The sequence below is a fragment of the Agromyces sp. NPDC058126 genome (genome assembly GCF_042884595.1).
Lineage (GTDB): Bacteria > Actinomycetota > Actinomycetes > Actinomycetales > Microbacteriaceae > Agromyces.
In genome coordinates this window covers 467,621-484,928 of sequence record NZ_JBHVTS010000003.1, presented here as the reverse complement: position 1 = coordinate 484,928, position 17,308 = coordinate 467,621, and the positions used below count along the sequence as shown (strand labels likewise).

15 protein-coding genes are annotated in these 17,308 nt (G+C 71.2%); all 15 read left to right on the top strand.

Translation table 11 applies throughout. The annotated features are described in order from the left end of the window. Positions 1-7: 7 nt before the first annotated feature. Positions 8-676, top strand: coding sequence for a ribulose-phosphate 3-epimerase (gene rpe, locus ACFVTR_RS11315; RefSeq protein WP_387037340.1), 669 nt, complete (start codon positions 8-10; stop codon positions 674-676). Positions 677-686: 10 nt separating this feature from the next. Beyond that, a complete protein-coding gene (locus tag ACFVTR_RS11310) occupies positions 687-950 on the top strand; it encodes a phosphoribosyl-ATP diphosphatase (protein ID WP_157424159.1) in 264 nt (87 codons plus the stop codon). A gap of 44 nt (positions 951-994) precedes the next feature. Beyond that, positions 995-1,837, top strand: coding sequence for an ATP phosphoribosyltransferase (gene hisG, locus ACFVTR_RS11305; RefSeq protein WP_387037338.1), 843 nt, complete (start codon positions 995-997; stop codon positions 1,835-1,837). 10 nt (positions 1,838-1,847) lie between these two features. Beyond that, entirely contained in the window at positions 1,848-2,609 is a 762-nt protein-coding gene (gene hisF, locus ACFVTR_RS11300) for an imidazole glycerol phosphate synthase subunit HisF (protein WP_387037336.1), read from the top strand. Further along, the gene (gene hisI, locus ACFVTR_RS11295) at positions 2,606-2,977 is read left to right on the top strand and encodes a phosphoribosyl-AMP cyclohydrolase (RefSeq protein WP_387037335.1); all 372 of its coding nucleotides are present in this window, start codon (positions 2,606-2,608) and stop codon (positions 2,975-2,977) included. Before hisF ends, hisI begins: the two co-directional genes overlap by 4 nt. 68 nt (positions 2,978-3,045) lie before the next feature. After that, positions 3,046-4,572 (top strand): anthranilate synthase component I, encoded by a 1,527-nt coding sequence (locus ACFVTR_RS11290; RefSeq protein WP_387037333.1) that lies wholly within the window; start codon positions 3,046-3,048, stop codon positions 4,570-4,572. Next, positions 4,569-5,237: a Trp biosynthesis-associated membrane protein gene (locus ACFVTR_RS11285; protein WP_387037331.1), complete on the top strand. Its 669-nt coding sequence runs from the start codon at positions 4,569-4,571 to the stop codon at positions 5,235-5,237. Before ACFVTR_RS11290 ends, ACFVTR_RS11285 begins: the two co-directional genes overlap by 4 nt. Positions 5,238-5,271: 34 nt before the next feature. Beyond that, positions 5,272-5,502, top strand: coding sequence for a DUF6704 family protein (locus ACFVTR_RS11280; RefSeq protein WP_387037329.1), 231 nt, complete (start codon positions 5,272-5,274; stop codon positions 5,500-5,502). Beyond that, positions 5,503-6,273: an indole-3-glycerol phosphate synthase TrpC gene (gene trpC / locus ACFVTR_RS11275; RefSeq protein ID WP_387037327.1), complete on the top strand. Its 771-nt coding sequence runs from the start codon at positions 5,503-5,505 to the stop codon at positions 6,271-6,273. A gap of 1 nt (position 6,274) precedes the next feature. Then, positions 6,275-7,483 carry a tryptophan synthase subunit beta gene (gene trpB, locus ACFVTR_RS11270; protein WP_387037325.1) on the top strand — a complete coding sequence of 403 codons (1,209 nt, stop codon included), beginning with the start codon at positions 6,275-6,277 and terminating at the stop codon, positions 7,481-7,483. Next, on the top strand, positions 7,480-8,274 hold the full coding sequence (gene trpA, locus ACFVTR_RS11265; protein ID WP_387037323.1) for a tryptophan synthase subunit alpha: 795 nt from the start codon (positions 7,480-7,482) through the stop codon (positions 8,272-8,274). The genes trpB and trpA overlap by 4 nt, the downstream gene beginning before the upstream one ends. Positions 8,275-8,333: 59 nt before the next feature. After that, on the top strand, positions 8,334-9,344 hold the full coding sequence (gene lgt / locus ACFVTR_RS11260; protein ID WP_387037321.1) for a prolipoprotein diacylglyceryl transferase: 1,011 nt from the start codon (positions 8,334-8,336) through the stop codon (positions 9,342-9,344). 165 nt (positions 9,345-9,509) lie between these two features. After that, positions 9,510-14,033 carry a glutamate synthase large subunit gene (gene gltB / locus ACFVTR_RS11255; protein ID WP_387037750.1) on the top strand — a complete coding sequence of 1,508 codons (4,524 nt, stop codon included), beginning with the start codon at positions 9,510-9,512 and terminating at the stop codon, positions 14,031-14,033. Positions 14,034-14,146: 113 nt separating this feature from the next. Then, on the top strand, positions 14,147-15,604 hold the full coding sequence (locus ACFVTR_RS11250; protein ID WP_387037320.1) for a glutamate synthase subunit beta: 1,458 nt from the start codon (positions 14,147-14,149) through the stop codon (positions 15,602-15,604). A 71-nt stretch (positions 15,605-15,675) separates the two neighbouring features. Continuing rightward, positions 15,676-17,091: a pyruvate kinase gene (pyk, locus tag ACFVTR_RS11245; protein WP_387037319.1), complete on the top strand. Its 1,416-nt coding sequence runs from the start codon at positions 15,676-15,678 to the stop codon at positions 17,089-17,091. Positions 17,092-17,308 lie beyond the last annotated feature (217 nt).

Below are 17,308 nucleotides of genomic sequence, written 5' to 3'. Positions count from 1 at the left end.
TCGAGCCATGACGACGCGCATCAACCCGAGCATCCTCGCCGCCGATTTCGCGAACATCGAGCACGAGCTCGCCCGCATCGCGACGGCCGACCTCGTGCACGTCGATGTCATGGACAACCACTTCGTGCCGAACCTCACCTTCGGACCGCAGATGGTCGAGCGCATCCGGGCGACGAGCCCGATCCCGCTCGACGTGCACCTCATGATCGACGACCCCGACCGCTGGGCGCCCGGCTACGCCGAGCTCGGCGCCGAGAGTGTGACGTTCCATGTCGAAGCCGCCGCCGACCCGGTGGCGCTCGCGCGACGCCTGCGCGGGGTCGGCGCCCGTGCCGGCATCGCGCTGAAGCCGGGCACCGACGCCGAGCCGTTCCTCGAGGTGCTCCACGAGTTCGACCAGGTGCTCGTGATGACCGTCGAGCCGGGCTTCGGCGGGCAGTCGTTCATGCCCGAGACCATGCCGAAGCTGCGGCGCGTCGCCGATGCGGTGCGCTCCGCCGGGCTCGACGTGTGGCTGCAGGTCGACGGCGGCGTCACCGTCGACACGATCGGCATCGCGGCCGAGGCCGGCGCCGACACCTTCGTCGCCGGATCGGCCGTGTTCCGTGGGGTTCCCGAGGTGCAGATCGCGGCCCTTCGGGCGGCCGCGTCGGCGCACCCCCACGCGCACGGGTAGCCTAGAGAGCGTGAAGACCTTCGACGAACTCTTCGTCGAGCTGAGCGACAAGGCCCGTACCCGTCCTGAGGGTTCCGGCACCGTGCGCGAGCTCGACGCCGGCGTGCACGCCATCGGCAAGAAGATCGTCGAGGAGGCCGCCGAGGTCTGGATGGCCGCCGAGTACCAGAGCGACGCTGAGACCGCTGAGGAGATCTCGCAGCTGCTCTACCACCTGCAGGTGCTCATGCTCGCGAAGGGGCTCTCGCCGGCCGACGTGTACCGACATCTCTGATCCCGCCCATGGCCGATCAGACCCGTCGACACGAAAGTACCGAAATGCTCCGAATCGCCGTGCCCAACAAGGGCTCGCTCGCTGAGACCGCCGCGCAGATGCTGTGGGAGGCCGGGTACACCGGTCGCCGCGACCCGCGCGACCTGCACACCGCCGACCCGCGCAACGGGGTCGAGTTCTTCTACCTCCGCCCCCGCGACATCGCCACCTACGTCGGCTCGGGCGCGCTCGACGTCGGCATCACGGGCCGTGATCTCCTGCTCGACTCCGGTTCGGAGGCGAAGGAGATCGCCCCGCTCGGATTCGGCGACTCGACCTTCCGCTTCGCCGGGCCGGCCGAGACGTTCTCCGAGCTCTCCGACCTCGAGGGCGTGCGCGTCGCGACGAGCTACCCGGGACTCGTGGGCGCCTTCCTCGAGCGGCAGGGCGTCACCCCGGCGAAGCTCGTGAAGCTCGACGGCGCCGTGGAGTCGGCGGTGCGGCTCGGCGTCGCCGACGCCGTCGCCGACGTCGTGTCGACCGGCGCCACGCTGCGTGCGGCGGGGCTCGAGATCTTCGGCCCGGTCATCCTCGATTCGACGGCCGTGCTGATCGGGTCGGGGGTCGACAAGCCCGGCGCCGCGACCCTCCTGCGTCGCCTCCAGGGCGTGCTCGTCGCCCGGCAGTACGTGCTGCTCGACTACGACGTGCCGGTCGAGCACCTCGAGCGCGCGACGGCCGCAGCCCCCGGGTTCGAGTCGCCGACCGTCTCGCCGCTGCACGACCCCGAGTGGGTGGCCGTGCGGGTCATGATCCCGCGCGCCGAGATGAACCACGTGATGGACGAGCTCTACGCCCTCGGCGCCAGGGCCATCCTCGTGTCCGCCATCCACGCCGCTCGTCTGTGAGGCCCCGCGCATGAGCCTCGCCGTCCGTGTCATCCCGTGCCTCGACGTGGCTGACGGCCGCGTCGTCAAGGGCGTCAACTTCCAGAATCTCCGCGACGCCGGCGACCCGGTCGAGCTCGCGGCCCGCTATGCGGCGCAGGGTGCAGACGAGCTCACCTTCCTCGACGTGACCGCGACCGTCGACGACCGTTCGACCACCTACGAGATGGTGCAGCGGGTCGCCGAGCAGGTGTTCATCCCGCTGACGGTCGGCGGGGGAGTGCGCTCCACCGACGACGTCGCGCGCCTGCTCGGCCACGGCGCCGACAAGATCGGCGTGAACAGCGCCGCGATCGCGCGCCCCGAGCTCATCGCCGAGATCGCCGACCGCTTCGGCGCGCAGGTCTGCGTGCTCTCGCTCGACGTGAAGCGCTCCGGGCGCACCCCCTCGGGCTTCGTCGTGACGACCCACGGTGGCCGCACCGAGACCGAGCTCGACGCCCTCGACTGGGCCCGTCGGGCGATCGAGCTCGGCGCGGGCGAGCTGCTCGTGAACTCCATCGACGCCGACGGCACGAAGGCCGGGTTCGACCTCGAGCTCACCGGGCTCATGCACGAGCTCTCGACCGTGCCGGTCATCGCCTCGGGCGGAGCGGGCCGGGTGGCCGACTTCGCGCCGGCGATCGCGGCCGGCGCCGACGCGGTGCTCGCGGCGAGCGTCTTCCACAACGGCGAGGTGACGATCGGCGAGGTCAAGCGCGCCCTCGCCGACGACGGGAGGATCGTCCGATGAGCGGAGTCTCGACGGCCGAGCAGGCGCTCGAACGCGCCGTCTTCAACGAGCAGGGGCTGCTGCCCGCCGTCATCCAGCAGTGGGACACGGGCGAGATGCTCATGCTCGGCTGGATGGATCGCGAGGCGCTGCGCCGCACCCTCACCGAGGGCCGCGTCACGTTCTGGTCGCGTTCGCGCCAGGAGTACTGGCGCAAGGGCGACACCTCGGGGCACGCCCAGTACGTGCGCGAGGCAGCCCTCGACTGCGACGCCGATACCCTGCTGGTGAAGGTCGAGCAGATCGGCGCCGCCTGCCACACGGGCACCCGCACCTGCTTCGACGGCGACCCGATCGCGGTCGTCGCGGGCAGCCCGCCGGTCGACTGACTCGGCGGCACGCCGACCAGCATGCACGAACCGCACGCCCGACACCGACGACGCGACGAGGAGACACGATGACCGCCGCCACGACGACGTTCGAGGAGTTCAGCGCGCTCTTGACCGGTCGACGGGTCGTTCCCGTCGTGCGCGAGCTCTTCGCCGACGGCGAGACGCCCGTCGGCATCTACCGCAAGCTCGCGCAGGGCCGCCCCGGCACCTTCCTGCTGGAGTCGGCCGAGCAGGGCGGCATCTGGTCGCGCTACTCGTTCGTGGGGGTCTCGTCGTACGGCGTGCTCACCGAGCACGACGATGCGGTCGTCTGGCAGGACTACGGGCTGTCGGCCGAGCGGGCGCTCGGCGAGGCATCCGCCCTGCCGCCGCTCGCGGCGCTCGAGGCGCTCTTCGAGCGCTGGCAGACCGAGGACGTCCCGGGCGCGCCGCCGCTCACCGGCGGCCTCGTGGGCTTCATCGGCTGGGAGGCCGTGCGCCAGATCGAGCACCTGCCGAACCGGCCGCCCGCCGAGTCGTCGATGCCGGGGCAGGCGTTCTCGTTCGTCGCCGAGCTCGTCGTGATCGATCACCGCACCGGCACCGTGCAGCTCATCGCCTCCGCGCTGAACGACGCCGGCGCCTCCGCCGACGAGCTCTGGCGCGAGGCCCAGGTGCGGCTCGACGGGATGCAGCGCGGGCTCGCGGAGCCCGCCGAGGCGTGGCTCGCCGAGATCGACCTCGGCCGTCGTGCCTCGCCGACGCACCGCACCGAGGAGGCCGACTTCCTCGCGGCGGTCGATCGTTCGAAGGACTTCATCCGCGACGGCGACGTGTTCCAGGTGGTCATCTCGCAGCGCTTCGAGCACGAGGCGACGGCGCCCGCGATCGACGTCTACCGGGTGCTGCGCAGCCTCAACCCGAGCCCGTACATGTACTTCGTGCACCTCGACGACGCCGAGGGCGAGCCGTACTGGATCGTCGGCTCGTCGCCGGAGGCGCTCGTCAAGGTGCAGGACGGCCGCGTGTTCACCCACCCCATCGCCGGGTCGAAGCCGCGCGGCGCGACCCCCGAGGAGGACGCGGACCTCGAGTCGGAGCTCATCGCCGACCCCAAGGAGCAGGCCGAGCACCTCATGCTCGTCGACCTCGCGCGCAACGACCTCGCGAAGGTGTGCGCCGCCGGCTCGGTCGAGGTGACCGAGTTCATGCGGGTCGAGCGCTTCAGCCACATCATGCACCTCGTCTCCTCGGTCGAGGGCGACCTCGTGCCGGGCACCAACGCCATCGAGGTGTTCCGGGCCACGTTCCCCGCCGGCACCCTGTCGGGTGCGCCGAAGCCGCGCGCGCTCGAGATCATCGACGAGCTCGAACCCGCCCAGCGCGGGCTCTACGGGGGAGTGGTCGGCTACTTCGGCTTCGGCGGCGACGCCGATCTCGCGATCGCGATCCGCACGGCGACGATCTCGGGCGGCGTCGCCCGGGTGCAGGCCGGCGCCGGGCTCGTGGCCGACTCGGATCCGGCCAGCGAGTTCGAGGAGTCGCGCAACAAGGCCGCGGCGCCGCTGCGCGCGGTCGCGGTCGCGAACGCGATGCGGAGGGCCCGCCCGTGAGCCGCGCACGCATGAAGCTGCCCGCGATCGTCCTGACGATCCTCGGGGCCGGGCTCGGCCTGCTCGCGTGGAGCCAGACCTGGTTCGACCTCGTGCTCGCGAGCGGCGCCGGCGCACACGTCAGCGCCGAGGTCATCGCCGTGCCCGGCAGCGTCGCCTCGCCCGCCATCGCCGCCCTCTCGCTCGCCGGACTCGCCCTCGCCGCGGCGCTCGCGCTGGCGGGGCCCGGAATCCGGATCGTGCTCGGCGTGCTCGAGGTGCTGCTCGGCGGATGCCTCGTGCTCGCCGCCTCGCTCTCGCTCGGCGACCCCGTCGGCGCCGTCTCCGCCTCCGTGACCGAGGCGACCGGCGTCGCGGGCTCCGCGCCGACCGCAGACCTCGTCGGCACCGCCGTCGCGACCGTCTGGCCGACCGTCGCGATCGTCGCCGGCGTCCTCGTCGTGCTCGCCGGACTCGTCGTGCTCGTGACGGGAACCCGCTGGCCGGCATCGACCCGCCGCTACCGCAGCGGCCTCGAGCCCGCCGACGGCGCCGGCGCCGCAGCAGGCGCCGCCTCCGACGCGCCGGAGCGCGCGGCATCCGACCGCGCGATCGACGACTGGGACGAGCTCAGCCGCGGCGACGACCCGACCGATGACACGAACGACCCCGAACCGAACCGCTAGACTGGCGGGCGAAACCCCCGCACGAAGGAGCAACATGAGCACTGAGACCGCAGACCCCGGCCACGGACACTCGCCCGCGGCATGGACCGCCGTCACCATCATGCTCGTCGCGTTCGTGGTCGGCACGGTCGCCTTCTTCTTCGAGGCGCAGTGGCTCGTCTGGGCGTCGGCCGGTCTCCTCGTCGTCGGTCTCCTCGTCGGCTGGGTGCTCGCCCGTGCCGGCTACGGCGTCGGCGGCTCGAAGGTCGCTGAAAAGGCGCACTAAGTGCTGGCCGAACTGACGGCGAACGCGGTCGCCGATGCGGTCGCACGCCGTGAGAGCCGGCCGCTCGCCGAGGTCGAGGCCGCGGCGCTCGCCCGTCCTTCTGCGCTCGACGCGCTCGAGGCGCTGCGCCCCACGTCGCACGTCAAGGTGATCGCCGAGATTAAGCGCTCGAGCCCCTCGCGGGGTGCGCTGGCGACGATCGCCGATCCGGCGGCGCTCGCCCGCAGCTACGAGCTCGGCGGCGCGAGCGCGATCAGCGTGCTCACCGAGGGGCGCAAGTTCGGAGGCTCGCTCGCCGACCTCGAGTCTGTGCGCGCCGCGGTCGCACTGCCGGTGCTCCGCAAGGACTTCATCGCGACGCCGTACCAGGTGTTCGAGGCCCGCGCCGCCGGCGCCGACCTCGTGCTCCTCATCGTCGCCGCCCTCGACGACGCGACCCTCCGCGAGCTCTTCGACCTCATCGTCTCGCTCGGCATGACGCCGCTCGTCGAGACGCACTCGGCCGACGAGCTCGACCGTGCGGCCGCGCTCGGCGCACGCCTGATCGGCGTGAACGCCCGCGACCTCTCGAGCTTCGAGCTCGATCGCGACCTCTTCGGCCGCCTCGCCGATCGCTTCCCCGAGGGCGCGATCCGCGTGGCCGAGTCGGCGGTGCTCTCGCCCGCCGACGTCGCGCACTACCGGGCGTCGGGTGCCGACGTCGTGCTCGTCGGCGAGGCGCTCGTCACGGGCGACCCGATTGCCAACCTCTCAGCTTTCCTGGCGGTGTGACATGGCGCTTCGCGCGCAGACCGGTCCGTACTTCGGCGACTTCGGCGGGCGCTTCGTGCCCGAATCCCTGGTCGCCGCCCTCGACGAGCTCGGCGAGGCCTACGACCTCGCCAGGCTCGACCCGGCGTTCGGCGCCGAGCTCGCCGAGCTCGGCCGCAGCTACACCGGGCGCCCCTCGATCATCACCGAGGTGCCCCGCTTCGCGAAGCACGCGGGCGGCGCGCGCATCATCCTGAAGCGCGAAGACCTGAACCACACCGGTTCGCACAAGATCAACAACGTGCTCGGGCAGGCGCTGCTCACGAAGCGCATCGGCAAGCAGCGTGTCATCGCCGAGACCGGCGCGGGCCAGCACGGCGTCGCGACCGCGACGGCGGCCGCGCTCTTCGGGCTCGACTGCACCATCTACATGGGCGAGGTCGACACCGAACGCCAGGCGCTGAACGTGGCGCGCATGCGCCTGCTCGGCGCCGAGGTCATCGCCGTGAAGGCCGGCTCGCGCACCCTGAAGGACGCGATCAACGAGGCCATGCGCGACTGGGTCACGAACGTCGCGACGACCAACTACATCTTCGGCACCGTCGCCGGCCCGCACCCGTTCCCCGAGATGGTGCGCGACTTCCAGAAGATCATCGGCGAGGAGGCGCGCCAGCAGGTGCTCGACCTCACCGGTGCGCTGCCGACCGCCGTGACGGCGTGCGTCGGCGGAGGGTCGAACGCGATCGGCATCTTCCACGCCTTCCTCGACGACGAGGGCGTCGGCCTGTACGGCTTCGAGGCCGGCGGCGAGGGCGTCGAAACCCCGCGGCACGCGGCGACGATCACGAAGGGCCGCCCGGGCGTGCTCCACGGCGCCCGCAGCTACATGCTCCAGGACGACGACGGCCAGACGATCGAGTCGCACTCGATTTCGGCAGGCCTCGACTACCCCGGCGTCGGCCCCGAGCACTCGTGGCTCGCCGCGATCGGGCGCGCGCAGTACCGGCCCGTCACCGACGACGCCGCGATGCAGGCGCTGCGCCTGCTCACCCGCACCGAGGGCATCATCCCGGCGATCGAGTCGTCGCACGCGCTCGCGGGCACGCTCGTGCTCGGCCGCGAGCTCGGCCCCGACGCCACGATCCTCGTGAACCTCTCGGGTCGCGGCGACAAGGACATGGACACCGCAGCCCGGTACTTCGAGCTGTACGACGAGGAGGCCGGCGCATGACCGCTCGCAACACGGTCGGCCCGGTCATCGCGCGGCGCAACGCCGAGGCATCCGGTGCCCTCATCGGCTACCTGCCGGTCGGCTTCCCGACGCTCGACGAGAGCGTCGACGCGGCGGTCGCGCTCGTCGAGAACGGCGTCGACGTGCTCGAGCTCGGGCTCCCGTACTCCGACCCCGTCATGGACGGCCCCGTCATCCAGGCGGCCACCCAGCAGGCGCTCGCGAACGGCTTCCGCCTCGCCGACGGCTTCGAGGCGGTGCGTCGCGTCACCGAGCGGGTGGATGCCCCGGTGCTGATCATGACCTACTGGAACCCCGTCGTGCAGTACGGCGTCGAGCGCTTCGCCGACGACCTGGCCGCAGCCGGGGGAGCGGGGCTCATCACCCCCGACCTCATCCCCGACGAGGGCGCCGACTGGATCGCCGCCTCCGAGCGCACGGGGCTCGACCGCGTGTTCCTCGCCGCACCGACCTCGAGCGACGTGCGCATCGCGCAGGCCGTGGAGGCGAGCCGAGGGTTCGTCTACGCTGTGTCGACCATGGGCATCACCGGCGCCCGCAGCGACGTCGACGACGCCGCGCGCACGCTCGTGGCCCGGCTGCAGGAGGCCGGCGCGCCGGCCAGCTGCGTCGGTCTCGGCATCTCGACGGCCGCGCAGGTGAGCGAGGTGCTCGAGTACGCCGAGGGCGCGATCGTGGGCTCCGCACTCGTGAAGGCCCTCGCCGACGGCGGGGTGCAGGCGGCGGGCGAGCTCGCCGCCGAGCTCGCGCGCGGCACGCGCGCCGAGTGAAGTACGCTGACTGAGGCCCACGCGGCCGACGTTTCTCCCGAGGAAAGGCAGCACCCCGAGTGATTGCACCGCTCAGCATTCCGAGTCCCGACTACGAGTGGCAGGCCTGGGAGATCAACCTGTTCGGGTTGCAGCTCAGCATCAACACGTATGCGCTGTGCATCCTCGTCGGCATCATCCTCGCCGTGGTGATCACCTCGCGCCGCCTCACGAAGCGCGGCGCCGAGCCCGGCATCGTGCTCGACATCGCCCTGTGGGCGGTGCCGCTCGGCATCATCGGCGCCCGGCTGTACCACGTGCTGACGCACCCCGACGACTACTTCTACGAGGGCGCCAACGTCTGGAACCCATTCGAGCCCGGAGCGATCTGGAACATCTGGGAGGGCGGCAACGCGATCTACGGCGCCCTCATCGGCGGCGCGGTCGGTGTCGTCATCGGCTGCCGCTTCACCGGCATCCGCTTCCTGACCTTCGCCGACGCGCTCGCCCCCGGCCTGCTCGTCGCGCAGGCGATCGGCCGCCTCGGCAACTGGTTCAACCACGAGCTCTACGGCGCCCCCACCGACCTGCCCTGGGGCCTCGAGATCGAGTCGACCAACCCGGCCTGGCCGCAGGGCCTCGCCGAGGGCACGCTCTTCCACCCGACCTTCCTCTACGAACTCGTCTGGAACCTCGCGGGTGCGGCGCTCATCGTGCTCCTCGAGCGCCGGGTCAACCTGCGCTGGGGCAAGGCCTTCGCCGTCTACCTGATCTGGTACGGCCTCGGCCGTTCCTTCTTCGAGTCCATCCGCGTCGACCCGAGCGAGATGTTCCTCGGCATCCGCGTGAACGTCTGGGCGTCGCTCGCAGCGGTCGTGCTCGGCATCGTCATCCTCTTCGTGCAGTCCCGCCGGCACACCGGAATCGAGCCGAGCCCGTACGTGCCCGGACGTGAATGGAAGGGCCCCGACGCTGAGGTAGACTCAGACGAAATCGAGTCCGACTCAGACTCTCTCGACGACGGCGTCGAGGGTGAGAACGAATCCCTGGGCGAGACGGCGGCCACAAGCCCGAGCCGTTCCACCTCGTAGGCAGGCCGCCCCACACCACGTTCTCCGAAGCGACGCCGCACCATGCGTCGTGACATCCCCGTGTAGGGCCGATGGCGTCCCCGCTTCCAGTTCAAGATGAGGACGGTCCCTGTGTCGCTCACCCCACCCTTCTCGCGGTTCGGAACGACTCCGCCTGCCCAGGGCATGTACGACCCCGCCGCCGAGAAAGACGCCTGCGGCCTCGCGATGGTCGCCACGCTCCGCGGCACCGCGGGGCACGACATCATCACCGCCGCGCTCGACGCCCTGCGCCACCTCGAGCACCGCGGTGCCGTCGGCTCCGACGCGGGCACGGGCGACGGCGCGGGCATCGTGACGCAGATCCCCGACGAGTTCCTGCGCGCCGTCGCGGCGTTCCCGCTGCCCGCGGCGGGCTCCTACGTCGTCGGCAACGCGTTCCTGCCGGTCGACCCGACCACCCGCAGCTCCGTCAAGCGCCAGCTCGCCGAGCTCGCGGCATCCGAGGGCCTCGAAGTGCTCGGCTGGCGCGAGGTGCCCGTGCGGCCCGAAGAGCTCGGCACGCTGGCACGCGCGGCGATGCCGGCGGTGCAGCAGCTGTTCCTGCAGTCGAGCGCAACGACGTCGACCGGCGCGCGGCTCGAGGGCATCGCGCTCGACCGGCTCGCGTTCCGGTTCCGCAAGCGCGCCGAGCGCGAGCTCGAGCTGTACTTCGCGTCGCTGTCGTGCCGCACGATGGTCTACAAGGGCATGGTCACGACGCTCCAGCTCGAGCCGTTCTACCCCGACCTCTCCGACGAGCGCTTCGCCTCGAAGCTCGCGCTCGTGCACTCTCGGTACTCGACGAACACCTTCCCGTCGTGGCCGCTCGCGCAGCCCTTCCGCATGATCGCGCACAACGGCGAGATCAACACGATCCAGGGCAACCGCAACTGGATGCGGGCCCGCCAGTCCCAGCTCGAGTCCGAGCTGCTCGGCGACCTCGGCCCGATCCTCCCGATCGTGACGCCGGGCGCGAGCGACTCGGCCTCCTTCGACGAGGTCGTCGAGCTGCTCACGCTCGCCGGCCGCAGCCTCCCGCACGCGATCATGATGATGGTGCCCGAGGCCTGGGAGAACCAGACCGAGCTGACCCCCGAGCGGCGGGCGTTCTACGAGTACCACTCGATGCTCATGGAGCCGTGGGACGGACCCGCGGCGATCGTCTTCACCGACGGCACGCTCGTCGGCGCGACGCTCGACCGCAACGGGCTCCGCCCCGGCCGCTACGTCGTCACCGACGACGGCCTCGTCGTGCTCGCGAGCGAGATCGGGGTGCTCGACCTCGAGCAGTCGCGCATCGTGCGCAAGGGGCGGCTCCAGCCGGGCCGCATGTTCCTCGTCGACACCGAGGCGGGCCGCCTCATCGAGGACGACGAGATCAAGTCGCAGCTCGAGTCGTCCGCGCCGTGGGCCGAATGGCTCGACGAAGGTCGCATCCGCCTCGCCGAGCTGCCCGAGCGCGAGCACATCGTGCACCCGCCGGCGTCGGTGAACCGTCGCCAGCGCACCTTCGGCTACACCGAGGAAGAGGTGAAGATCCTGCTCGCGCCGATGGCGCGCACGGGGCAGGAGCCGCTCGGGGCCATGGGCTCCGACACGCCGATCGCGGTGCTGTCGAAGCGCCCCCGCCTCCTGTTCGACTACTTCACGCAGCAGTTCGCACAGGTCACGAACCCGCCGCTCGACTCGATCCGCGAGGCGGTCGTCACCTCGCTCGGCACCTCGCTCGGGCCCGAGCGCAACCTGCTCGACGCGGGCCCCGAGCATGCACGCCAGGTCTCGCTCACCTTCCCGGTGATCGACAACGACGAGCTCGCGAAGATCGTGCACATCGACCCGATGCCGGGTCGCCGCACCACGGTGACCGTCCGGGGCCTCTACCGCTTCGACGAGGGTCCCGACGCCATGCGCGACCGCCTCGCCGCGATGTGCGACGAGGTCGACGAGGCGATCGAGCAGGGTGCGAAGTTCATCGTGCTCTCCGACCGCGACTCCAACAAGGACCTGGCGCCGATCCCGTCGCTCCTCATGCTCTCGGCCGTGCACCACCACCTCATCCGCGCCGAGAACCGCATGAAGGTCGGGCTCGTGGTCGAGGCCGGCGACGTCCGCGAGGTGCACCACATCGCGCTGCTGGTCGGCTACGGCGCCTCCGCGGTGAACCCGTACCTCGCCATGGAGAGCTGCGAGGACCTCGTCCGCGCCGGCGTCATCAGCGGCATCACCCCCGAAGACGCCGTGCACAACGTCATCAAGGCGCTCGGCAAGGGCGTGCTGAAGATCATGTCGAAGATGGGCGTCTCGACGATCTCGTCGTACGCGGGCGCCCAGGCCTTCGAGGCGGTCGGTCTCTCGAAGGAGTTCATCGAGGAGTACTTCACCGGCACGACCTCGAAGCTCGGCGGCGTCGGCCTGGACGTGATCGCGGCCGAGAACCTCGACCGCCACTCGAAGGCCTACCCCCAGGACGCCGCGGTGCGCGCGCACGAGCGTCTGGCGACGGGCGGCGAGTACCAGTGGCGCCGCGACGGCTCGCCGCACCTGTTCAACCCCGAGACGGTGTTCCGGCTCCAGCACTCGACGCGCAACCGTCGCTACGACGTCTTCCGCGAGTACACCTCCCTCGTCGACTCGCAGGCCGAGGAGCTCGCGACCCTCCGCGGCATGTTCGCGCTGCGCACGGGCATGCGCCCCGCGGTGCCGATCGACGACGTCGAGTCGGTGGCTTCCATCGTGAAGCGCTTCTCCACCGGCGCGATGAGCTACGGCTCGATCTCGAAGGAGGCGCACGAGACGCTCGCGATCGCGATGAACCGGCTCGGCGCGAAGTCGAACACCGGCGAGGGCGGCGAGGACCTCGACCGCCTGCTCGACCCCGAGCGCCGCAGCGCGATCAAGCAGGTCGCCTCGGGCCGCTTCGGCGTGACGAGCATGTACCTGACCCACGCCGACGACATCCAGATCAAGCTCGCACAGGGCGCGAAGCCCGGCGAGGGCGGTCAGCTGCCACCGACGAAGGTCTACCCCTGGGTCGCGCGGACGCGTCATGCGACCGCCGGCGTCGGCCTGATCTCGCCGCCGCCGCACCACGACATCTACTCGATCGAAGACCTCAAGCAGCTCATCTTCGACCTCAAGCGCGCGAACCCGAAGGCGCGCATCCACGTGAAGCTCGTCAGCCAGTCGGGTATCGGCGCGGTCGCCGCGGGCGTCGCGAAGGCGCTCTCCGACGTGATCCTCGTCTCCGGCCACGACGGCGGCACGGGTGCGAGCCCGTTGAACTCGCTGAAGCACGCGGGCACCCCGTGGGAGCTCGGCCTCGCCGAGACGCAGCAGACGCTCATGCTGAACGGCATGCGCGACCGCGTCGTCGTGCAGGTCGACGGCCAGCTGAAGACCGGGCGCGACGTCGTCATCGGTGCGCTGCTCGGCGCCGAGGAGTTCGGCTTCGCCACCGCCCCGCTCGTCGTCGAGGGCTGCGTCATGATGCGTGTCTGCCACCTCGACACGTGCCCCGTGGGCGTCGCGACGCAGAACCCCGAGCTGCGCAAGCGGTTCTCGGGCAAGCCCGAGTTCGTCGTGAACTTCTTCGAGTTCATCGCCCAGGAGGTGCGCGAGTACCTCGCGGAGCTCGGCTACCGCTCGCTCGACGAGATCATCGGCCGCCGCGAACTGCTCGACGTCGACCGCGCGCTCGACCACTGGAAGGCGTCCGGCCTCGATCTGACCCCGGTGCTCGTCGGCCCCGACTTCTCGGAGTCCGAGCCGCGCCGCAACGCCCGCGCCCAGGACCACGAGCTCGACGAGCACTTCGACAACGAGCTGATCCGCCGCAGCGGCATCGTGCTCGACGAGGGCGGGGCGATCGAGATCGCGCTACCGATCAAGAACACCGAGCGCGCCGTCGGCACCATGCTCGGCCACGAGGTCACCGCCCGCCACGGCGAGCAGGGGCTTCCGGCCGGATCGATCGACGTCACCCTCACCGGGTCGGCGGGGCAGTCGCTCGGGGCCTTCATGCCGAGCGGCATCACGCTGCGACTCGAGGGCGACTCGAACGACTACGTCGGCAAGGGGCTCTCCGGCGGACGCATCGTCGTCCGTCCGTCGCGCGACAGCGGCTTCGTCGCCGAGCGCAACGTCATCGCCGGCAACGTCATCGGCTACGGCGCGACGCGCGGCAGCATGTTCATCCGCGGCATCGTGGGCGAGCGCTTCCTCGTGCGCAACTCCGGAGCGACCGCGGTCGTCGAGGGCGTCGGCGACCACGCCCTCGAGTACATGACGGGCGGCCTGGCCGTCATCCTCGGCGAGACCGGGCGCAACCTCGGCGCCGGCATGTCGGGCGGCACCGCGTACGTCCTCGGCCTCCGCGAGGAGCGGGTCAACCGCGAGTCGCTCACCAGCGGCGAACTCGAGCTCCTCCCGCTCGGCAGCGCCGACCGCGAGATCGTCCGCGACCTGCTCGAGCAGCACGTCGCCGAGACCGACTCTGCGGTCGCCGCAGCCCTCCTCGCCGAGGGCGACGCCGGGTTCGACCGCTTCACCAAGGTGCTGCCGCGCGACTACGCGGCCGTGCTCCGTACCCGCCAGAGCGCCGTCGACGAGGGCCTCGACCCCGACGGCGACGTCGTCTGGTCCCGAATCCTGGAGGTCACCAATGGCTGACGGGACGAAGGTCTGGTCTCGCGCGGCATCGACGAAAGCCCGGAGGTCACCAATGGCTGACCTCGCAATCTTGCGGCTGCGTGCCGCCTCGACGACCACCCTGGAGGTGAAGAATGGCTGACCCCAAGGGCTTTCTGAAGGTCACCGAGCGCGAGCTGCCCAAGCGGCGGCCCGTCCCGGTCCGCATCATGGACTTCAAGGAGGTCTACGAGCAGGGCGACCCGGCGCAGCTCCGCCGGCAGGCCGGCCGCTGCATGGACTGCGGCATCCCGTTCTGCCACCAGGGATGCCCCCTCGGCAACCTCATCCCCGAGTGGAACGACCTCATGTACCGGGGCGAGGGCCGCGCCGCCATCGAGCGGCTGCACGCGACCAACAACTTCCCCGAGTTCACCGGGCGGCTCTGCCCGGCGCCGTGCGAGTCGGCGTGCGTGCTCGGCATCAACCAGCCGGCCGTCACGATCAAGCAGGTCGAGGTCTCGATCATCGACCAGGCGTTCGGCAGCGGCTGGGTGCAGCCGCAGCCCCCGGGCCGCCTGACCGGCAAGACGGTCGCCGTGGTCGGCTCGGGGCCCGCTGGGCTCGCCGCGGCGCAGCAGCTCACCCGCGCCGGCCACACGGTCGCGGTGTTCGAACGCGACGACCGCATCGGCGGTCTGCTGCGCTACGGCATCCCCGACTTCAAGATGGAGAAGAAGCACCTCGAGGCGCGCCTCGCGCAGATGACGGCCGAGGGCACGCGCTTCCGCGCCGGCATGAACATCGGCGTCGACATCACGTGGGACCAGCTGCGCGAGCGCTACGACGCCGTGGTGATCGCCACCGGCGCCATGGTGCCGCGCGACCTGCCGATCCCCGGGCGCGACCTGCCCGGCGTGCACTTCGCGATGGAGTACCTCGTGCAGTCGAACCGCCATGTCGCGGGCGACGAGGTCTTCGACCAGATCTCGGCCGAGGGCAAGCACGTCGTCGTCCTGGGCGGCGGCGACACGGGTGCCGACTGCATCGGCACCGCGCACCGTCAGGGCGCGCTGTCGGTGACGAACCTCGCGATCGGCAAGCAGCCCGGGGAGGCGCGCCCCGACCATCAGCCGTGGCCGATGCACCCGACCGTCTTCGAGGTGCAGAGCGCCCACGAGGAGGGCGGCCGCCGCGAGTACCTCGTCTCGACGGTCGAGTTCGTCGCGAACGACTCGGGCGAGCTCCGGGCCATCCGGGTCGCCGAGACCGAGTACCTCGACGGCCGTCGCGTGCCGAAGGCGGGCACCGAGCGCGAGATCCCTGCCGATCTCGTGCTGCTGGCGCTCGGCTTCACCGGCCCCGAGAGCCACGAACTCGACGAGCAGCTCGAACTGACCGTCACCGACCGCGGCAACCTCGACCGCGATGCGGCGTACGCGACGGCGCAGCCGGGCGTGTTCGTGGCCGGCGACGCCGGGCGCGGGCAGTCCCTCATCGTCTGGGCGATCGCCGAGGGCCGGGCTGCGGCCGCGGCCGTCGACCGGTACCTTGAAGGCGAGACCTCGCTGCCGAGCCCGATCCCGGCGAACGCGCGCGCGTTCGCCGTCTGACCCGGCGCGCCGTCGGCGCGTCTCCGTACCAACACCAGCGCTTCGGCGCGGAACACCGGGAGCACAAACACATGAGACGAGCGAAGATCGTCGCCACCCTCGGGCCGGCGACATCGAGCTACGAGCAGATCCGGGCGATCATCGATGCGGGCGTCGACGTCGCGCGGATGAACCTCAGCCACGGCACCTACGACGTCCACGAGGGCGTCTACCAGAACGTGCGGAAGGCGGCGAGCGACTCGGGTCGCGCGGTCGCCGTCCTCGTCGACCTGCAGGGGCCGAAGATCCGTCTCGGCAAGTTCGCCGACGGGCCCCACGAGCTCGCCGAGGGCGACATCTTCAAGATCACCACCGAAGACATCCTCGGCACGAAGGAGATCGTCGGCACGACCTTCAAGGGCCTCCCGCAGGACGTGAAGGCGGGCGACTTCCTCCTGATCGACGACGGCAAGGTCCGCGTCGAGGTCGTCGAGACCGACGGCACGGTCGTGACGACCAAGGTCGTCGTCGCCGGCCCCGTCTCGAACAACAAGGGCATCAACCTGCCCGGCGTCGCGGTCAACGTGCCCGCCCTCTCCGAGAAGGACGAGGCCGATCTCCGTTGGGGCCTCGAACTCGGCGCCGACCTCATCGCGCTGTCGTTCGTTCGCAACGCCGCCGACATCACGCGTGTGCACGAGATCATGGACGAGGTCGGCCGTCGCGTGCCGGTCGTCGCCAAGGTCGAGAAGCCGCAGGCCGTCGACGCGCTCGAGGAGATCACCGAGGCGTTCGACGCGGTCATGGTCGCACGCGGCGACCTCGGCGTCGAGCTCCCGCTCGAGGCGGTGCCGATCGTGCAGAAGCGGGCCGTCGAGATCGCGCGCCGGCTCGCGAAGCCCGTCATCGTCGCGACGCAGATGCTCGAGTCGATGATCCACAGCCCGGTCCCGACGCGCGCCGAGACCTCCGATGTCGCGAACGCCGTGCTCGACGGCGCCGACGCGGTCATGCTCTCGGGCGAGACGAGCGTGGGCGAGTATCCGGTCATCACGGTGCAGACCATGGCGCGCATCGTCGAGTCGACCGAGCAGCACGGCCTCGACCGCATCGCCCCGCTCGGCACGAAGCCGCGCACCCAGTCGGGCGCGATCACCGCGGCCGCCGTCGAGGTCGCCGACTTCGTCGAGGCGAAGTACCTCTGCGTCTTCACCGAGTCGGGCGAGACGGTGCGTCGCATGACGCGCCTCCGGTCGAAGATCCCCATCCTCGCCTTCACGCCCGACCCCGCGATCCGTCGTCGCATGGCGCTCAACTGGGGCGTCGAGTCGTTCGTCGTCTCGCGCGTCACCCACACCGACCAGATGGTCGGCCAGGTCGACGAGGCGCTCGCCAAGACCGGCAAGGCCGTCAAGGGTGAGAAGGTCGTCATCATCTCGGGATCCCCTCCCGGGATCCCCGGCACCACGAACGACGTGCGCGTGCACGTCGTCGGCGAGGTGCTCTAACCGACGCCCGAAGGAGCCGGTCCGCGAGGATCGGCTCCTTCTGCGTTCGCCCGTGCACGGGCCGGGATGCCACGTGGACGCCGACGGTCGACGAGACCGCCATCCGGGGCGTCGTCCGGACGATGGGGGCGCGTCGCCGAGGTCGTCCTCGGCCTGCGCCCGCGAGCGCTCGGGGAACGTCGCTTCGCGCGGCTCGCGGCGCTGCCTGAGAGGTGAT

Excerpts from the sequence above, each read along its gene's own strand:
- rpe (WP_387037340.1), top strand. The coding sequence starts at position 8 with ATGACGACGCGCATCAACCCGAGCATCCTCGCCGCCGATTTCGCGAAC.
- hisG (WP_387037338.1), top strand. The coding sequence starts at position 995 with ATGCTCCGAATCGCCGTGCCCAACAAGGGCTCGCTCGCTGAGACCGCC.
- hisF (WP_387037336.1), top strand. The coding sequence starts at position 1,848 with ATGAGCCTCGCCGTCCGTGTCATCCCGTGCCTCGACGTGGCTGACGGC.
- hisI (WP_387037335.1), top strand. The coding sequence starts at position 2,606 with ATGAGCGGAGTCTCGACGGCCGAGCAGGCGCTCGAACGCGCCGTCTTC.
- ACFVTR_RS11290 (WP_387037333.1), top strand. The coding sequence starts at position 3,046 with ATGACCGCCGCCACGACGACGTTCGAGGAGTTCAGCGCGCTCTTGACC.
- ACFVTR_RS11280 (WP_387037329.1), top strand. The coding sequence starts at position 5,272 with ATGAGCACTGAGACCGCAGACCCCGGCCACGGACACTCGCCCGCGGCA.
- trpB (WP_387037325.1), top strand. The coding sequence starts at position 6,275 with ATGGCGCTTCGCGCGCAGACCGGTCCGTACTTCGGCGACTTCGGCGGG.
- trpA (WP_387037323.1), top strand. The coding sequence starts at position 7,480 with ATGACCGCTCGCAACACGGTCGGCCCGGTCATCGCGCGGCGCAACGCC.
- gltB (WP_387037750.1), top strand. The coding sequence starts at position 9,510 with ATGTACGACCCCGCCGCCGAGAAAGACGCCTGCGGCCTCGCGATGGTC.
- ACFVTR_RS11250 (WP_387037320.1), top strand. The coding sequence starts at position 14,147 with ATGGCTGACCCCAAGGGCTTTCTGAAGGTCACCGAGCGCGAGCTGCCC.
- pyk (WP_387037319.1), top strand. The coding sequence starts at position 15,676 with ATGAGACGAGCGAAGATCGTCGCCACCCTCGGGCCGGCGACATCGAGC.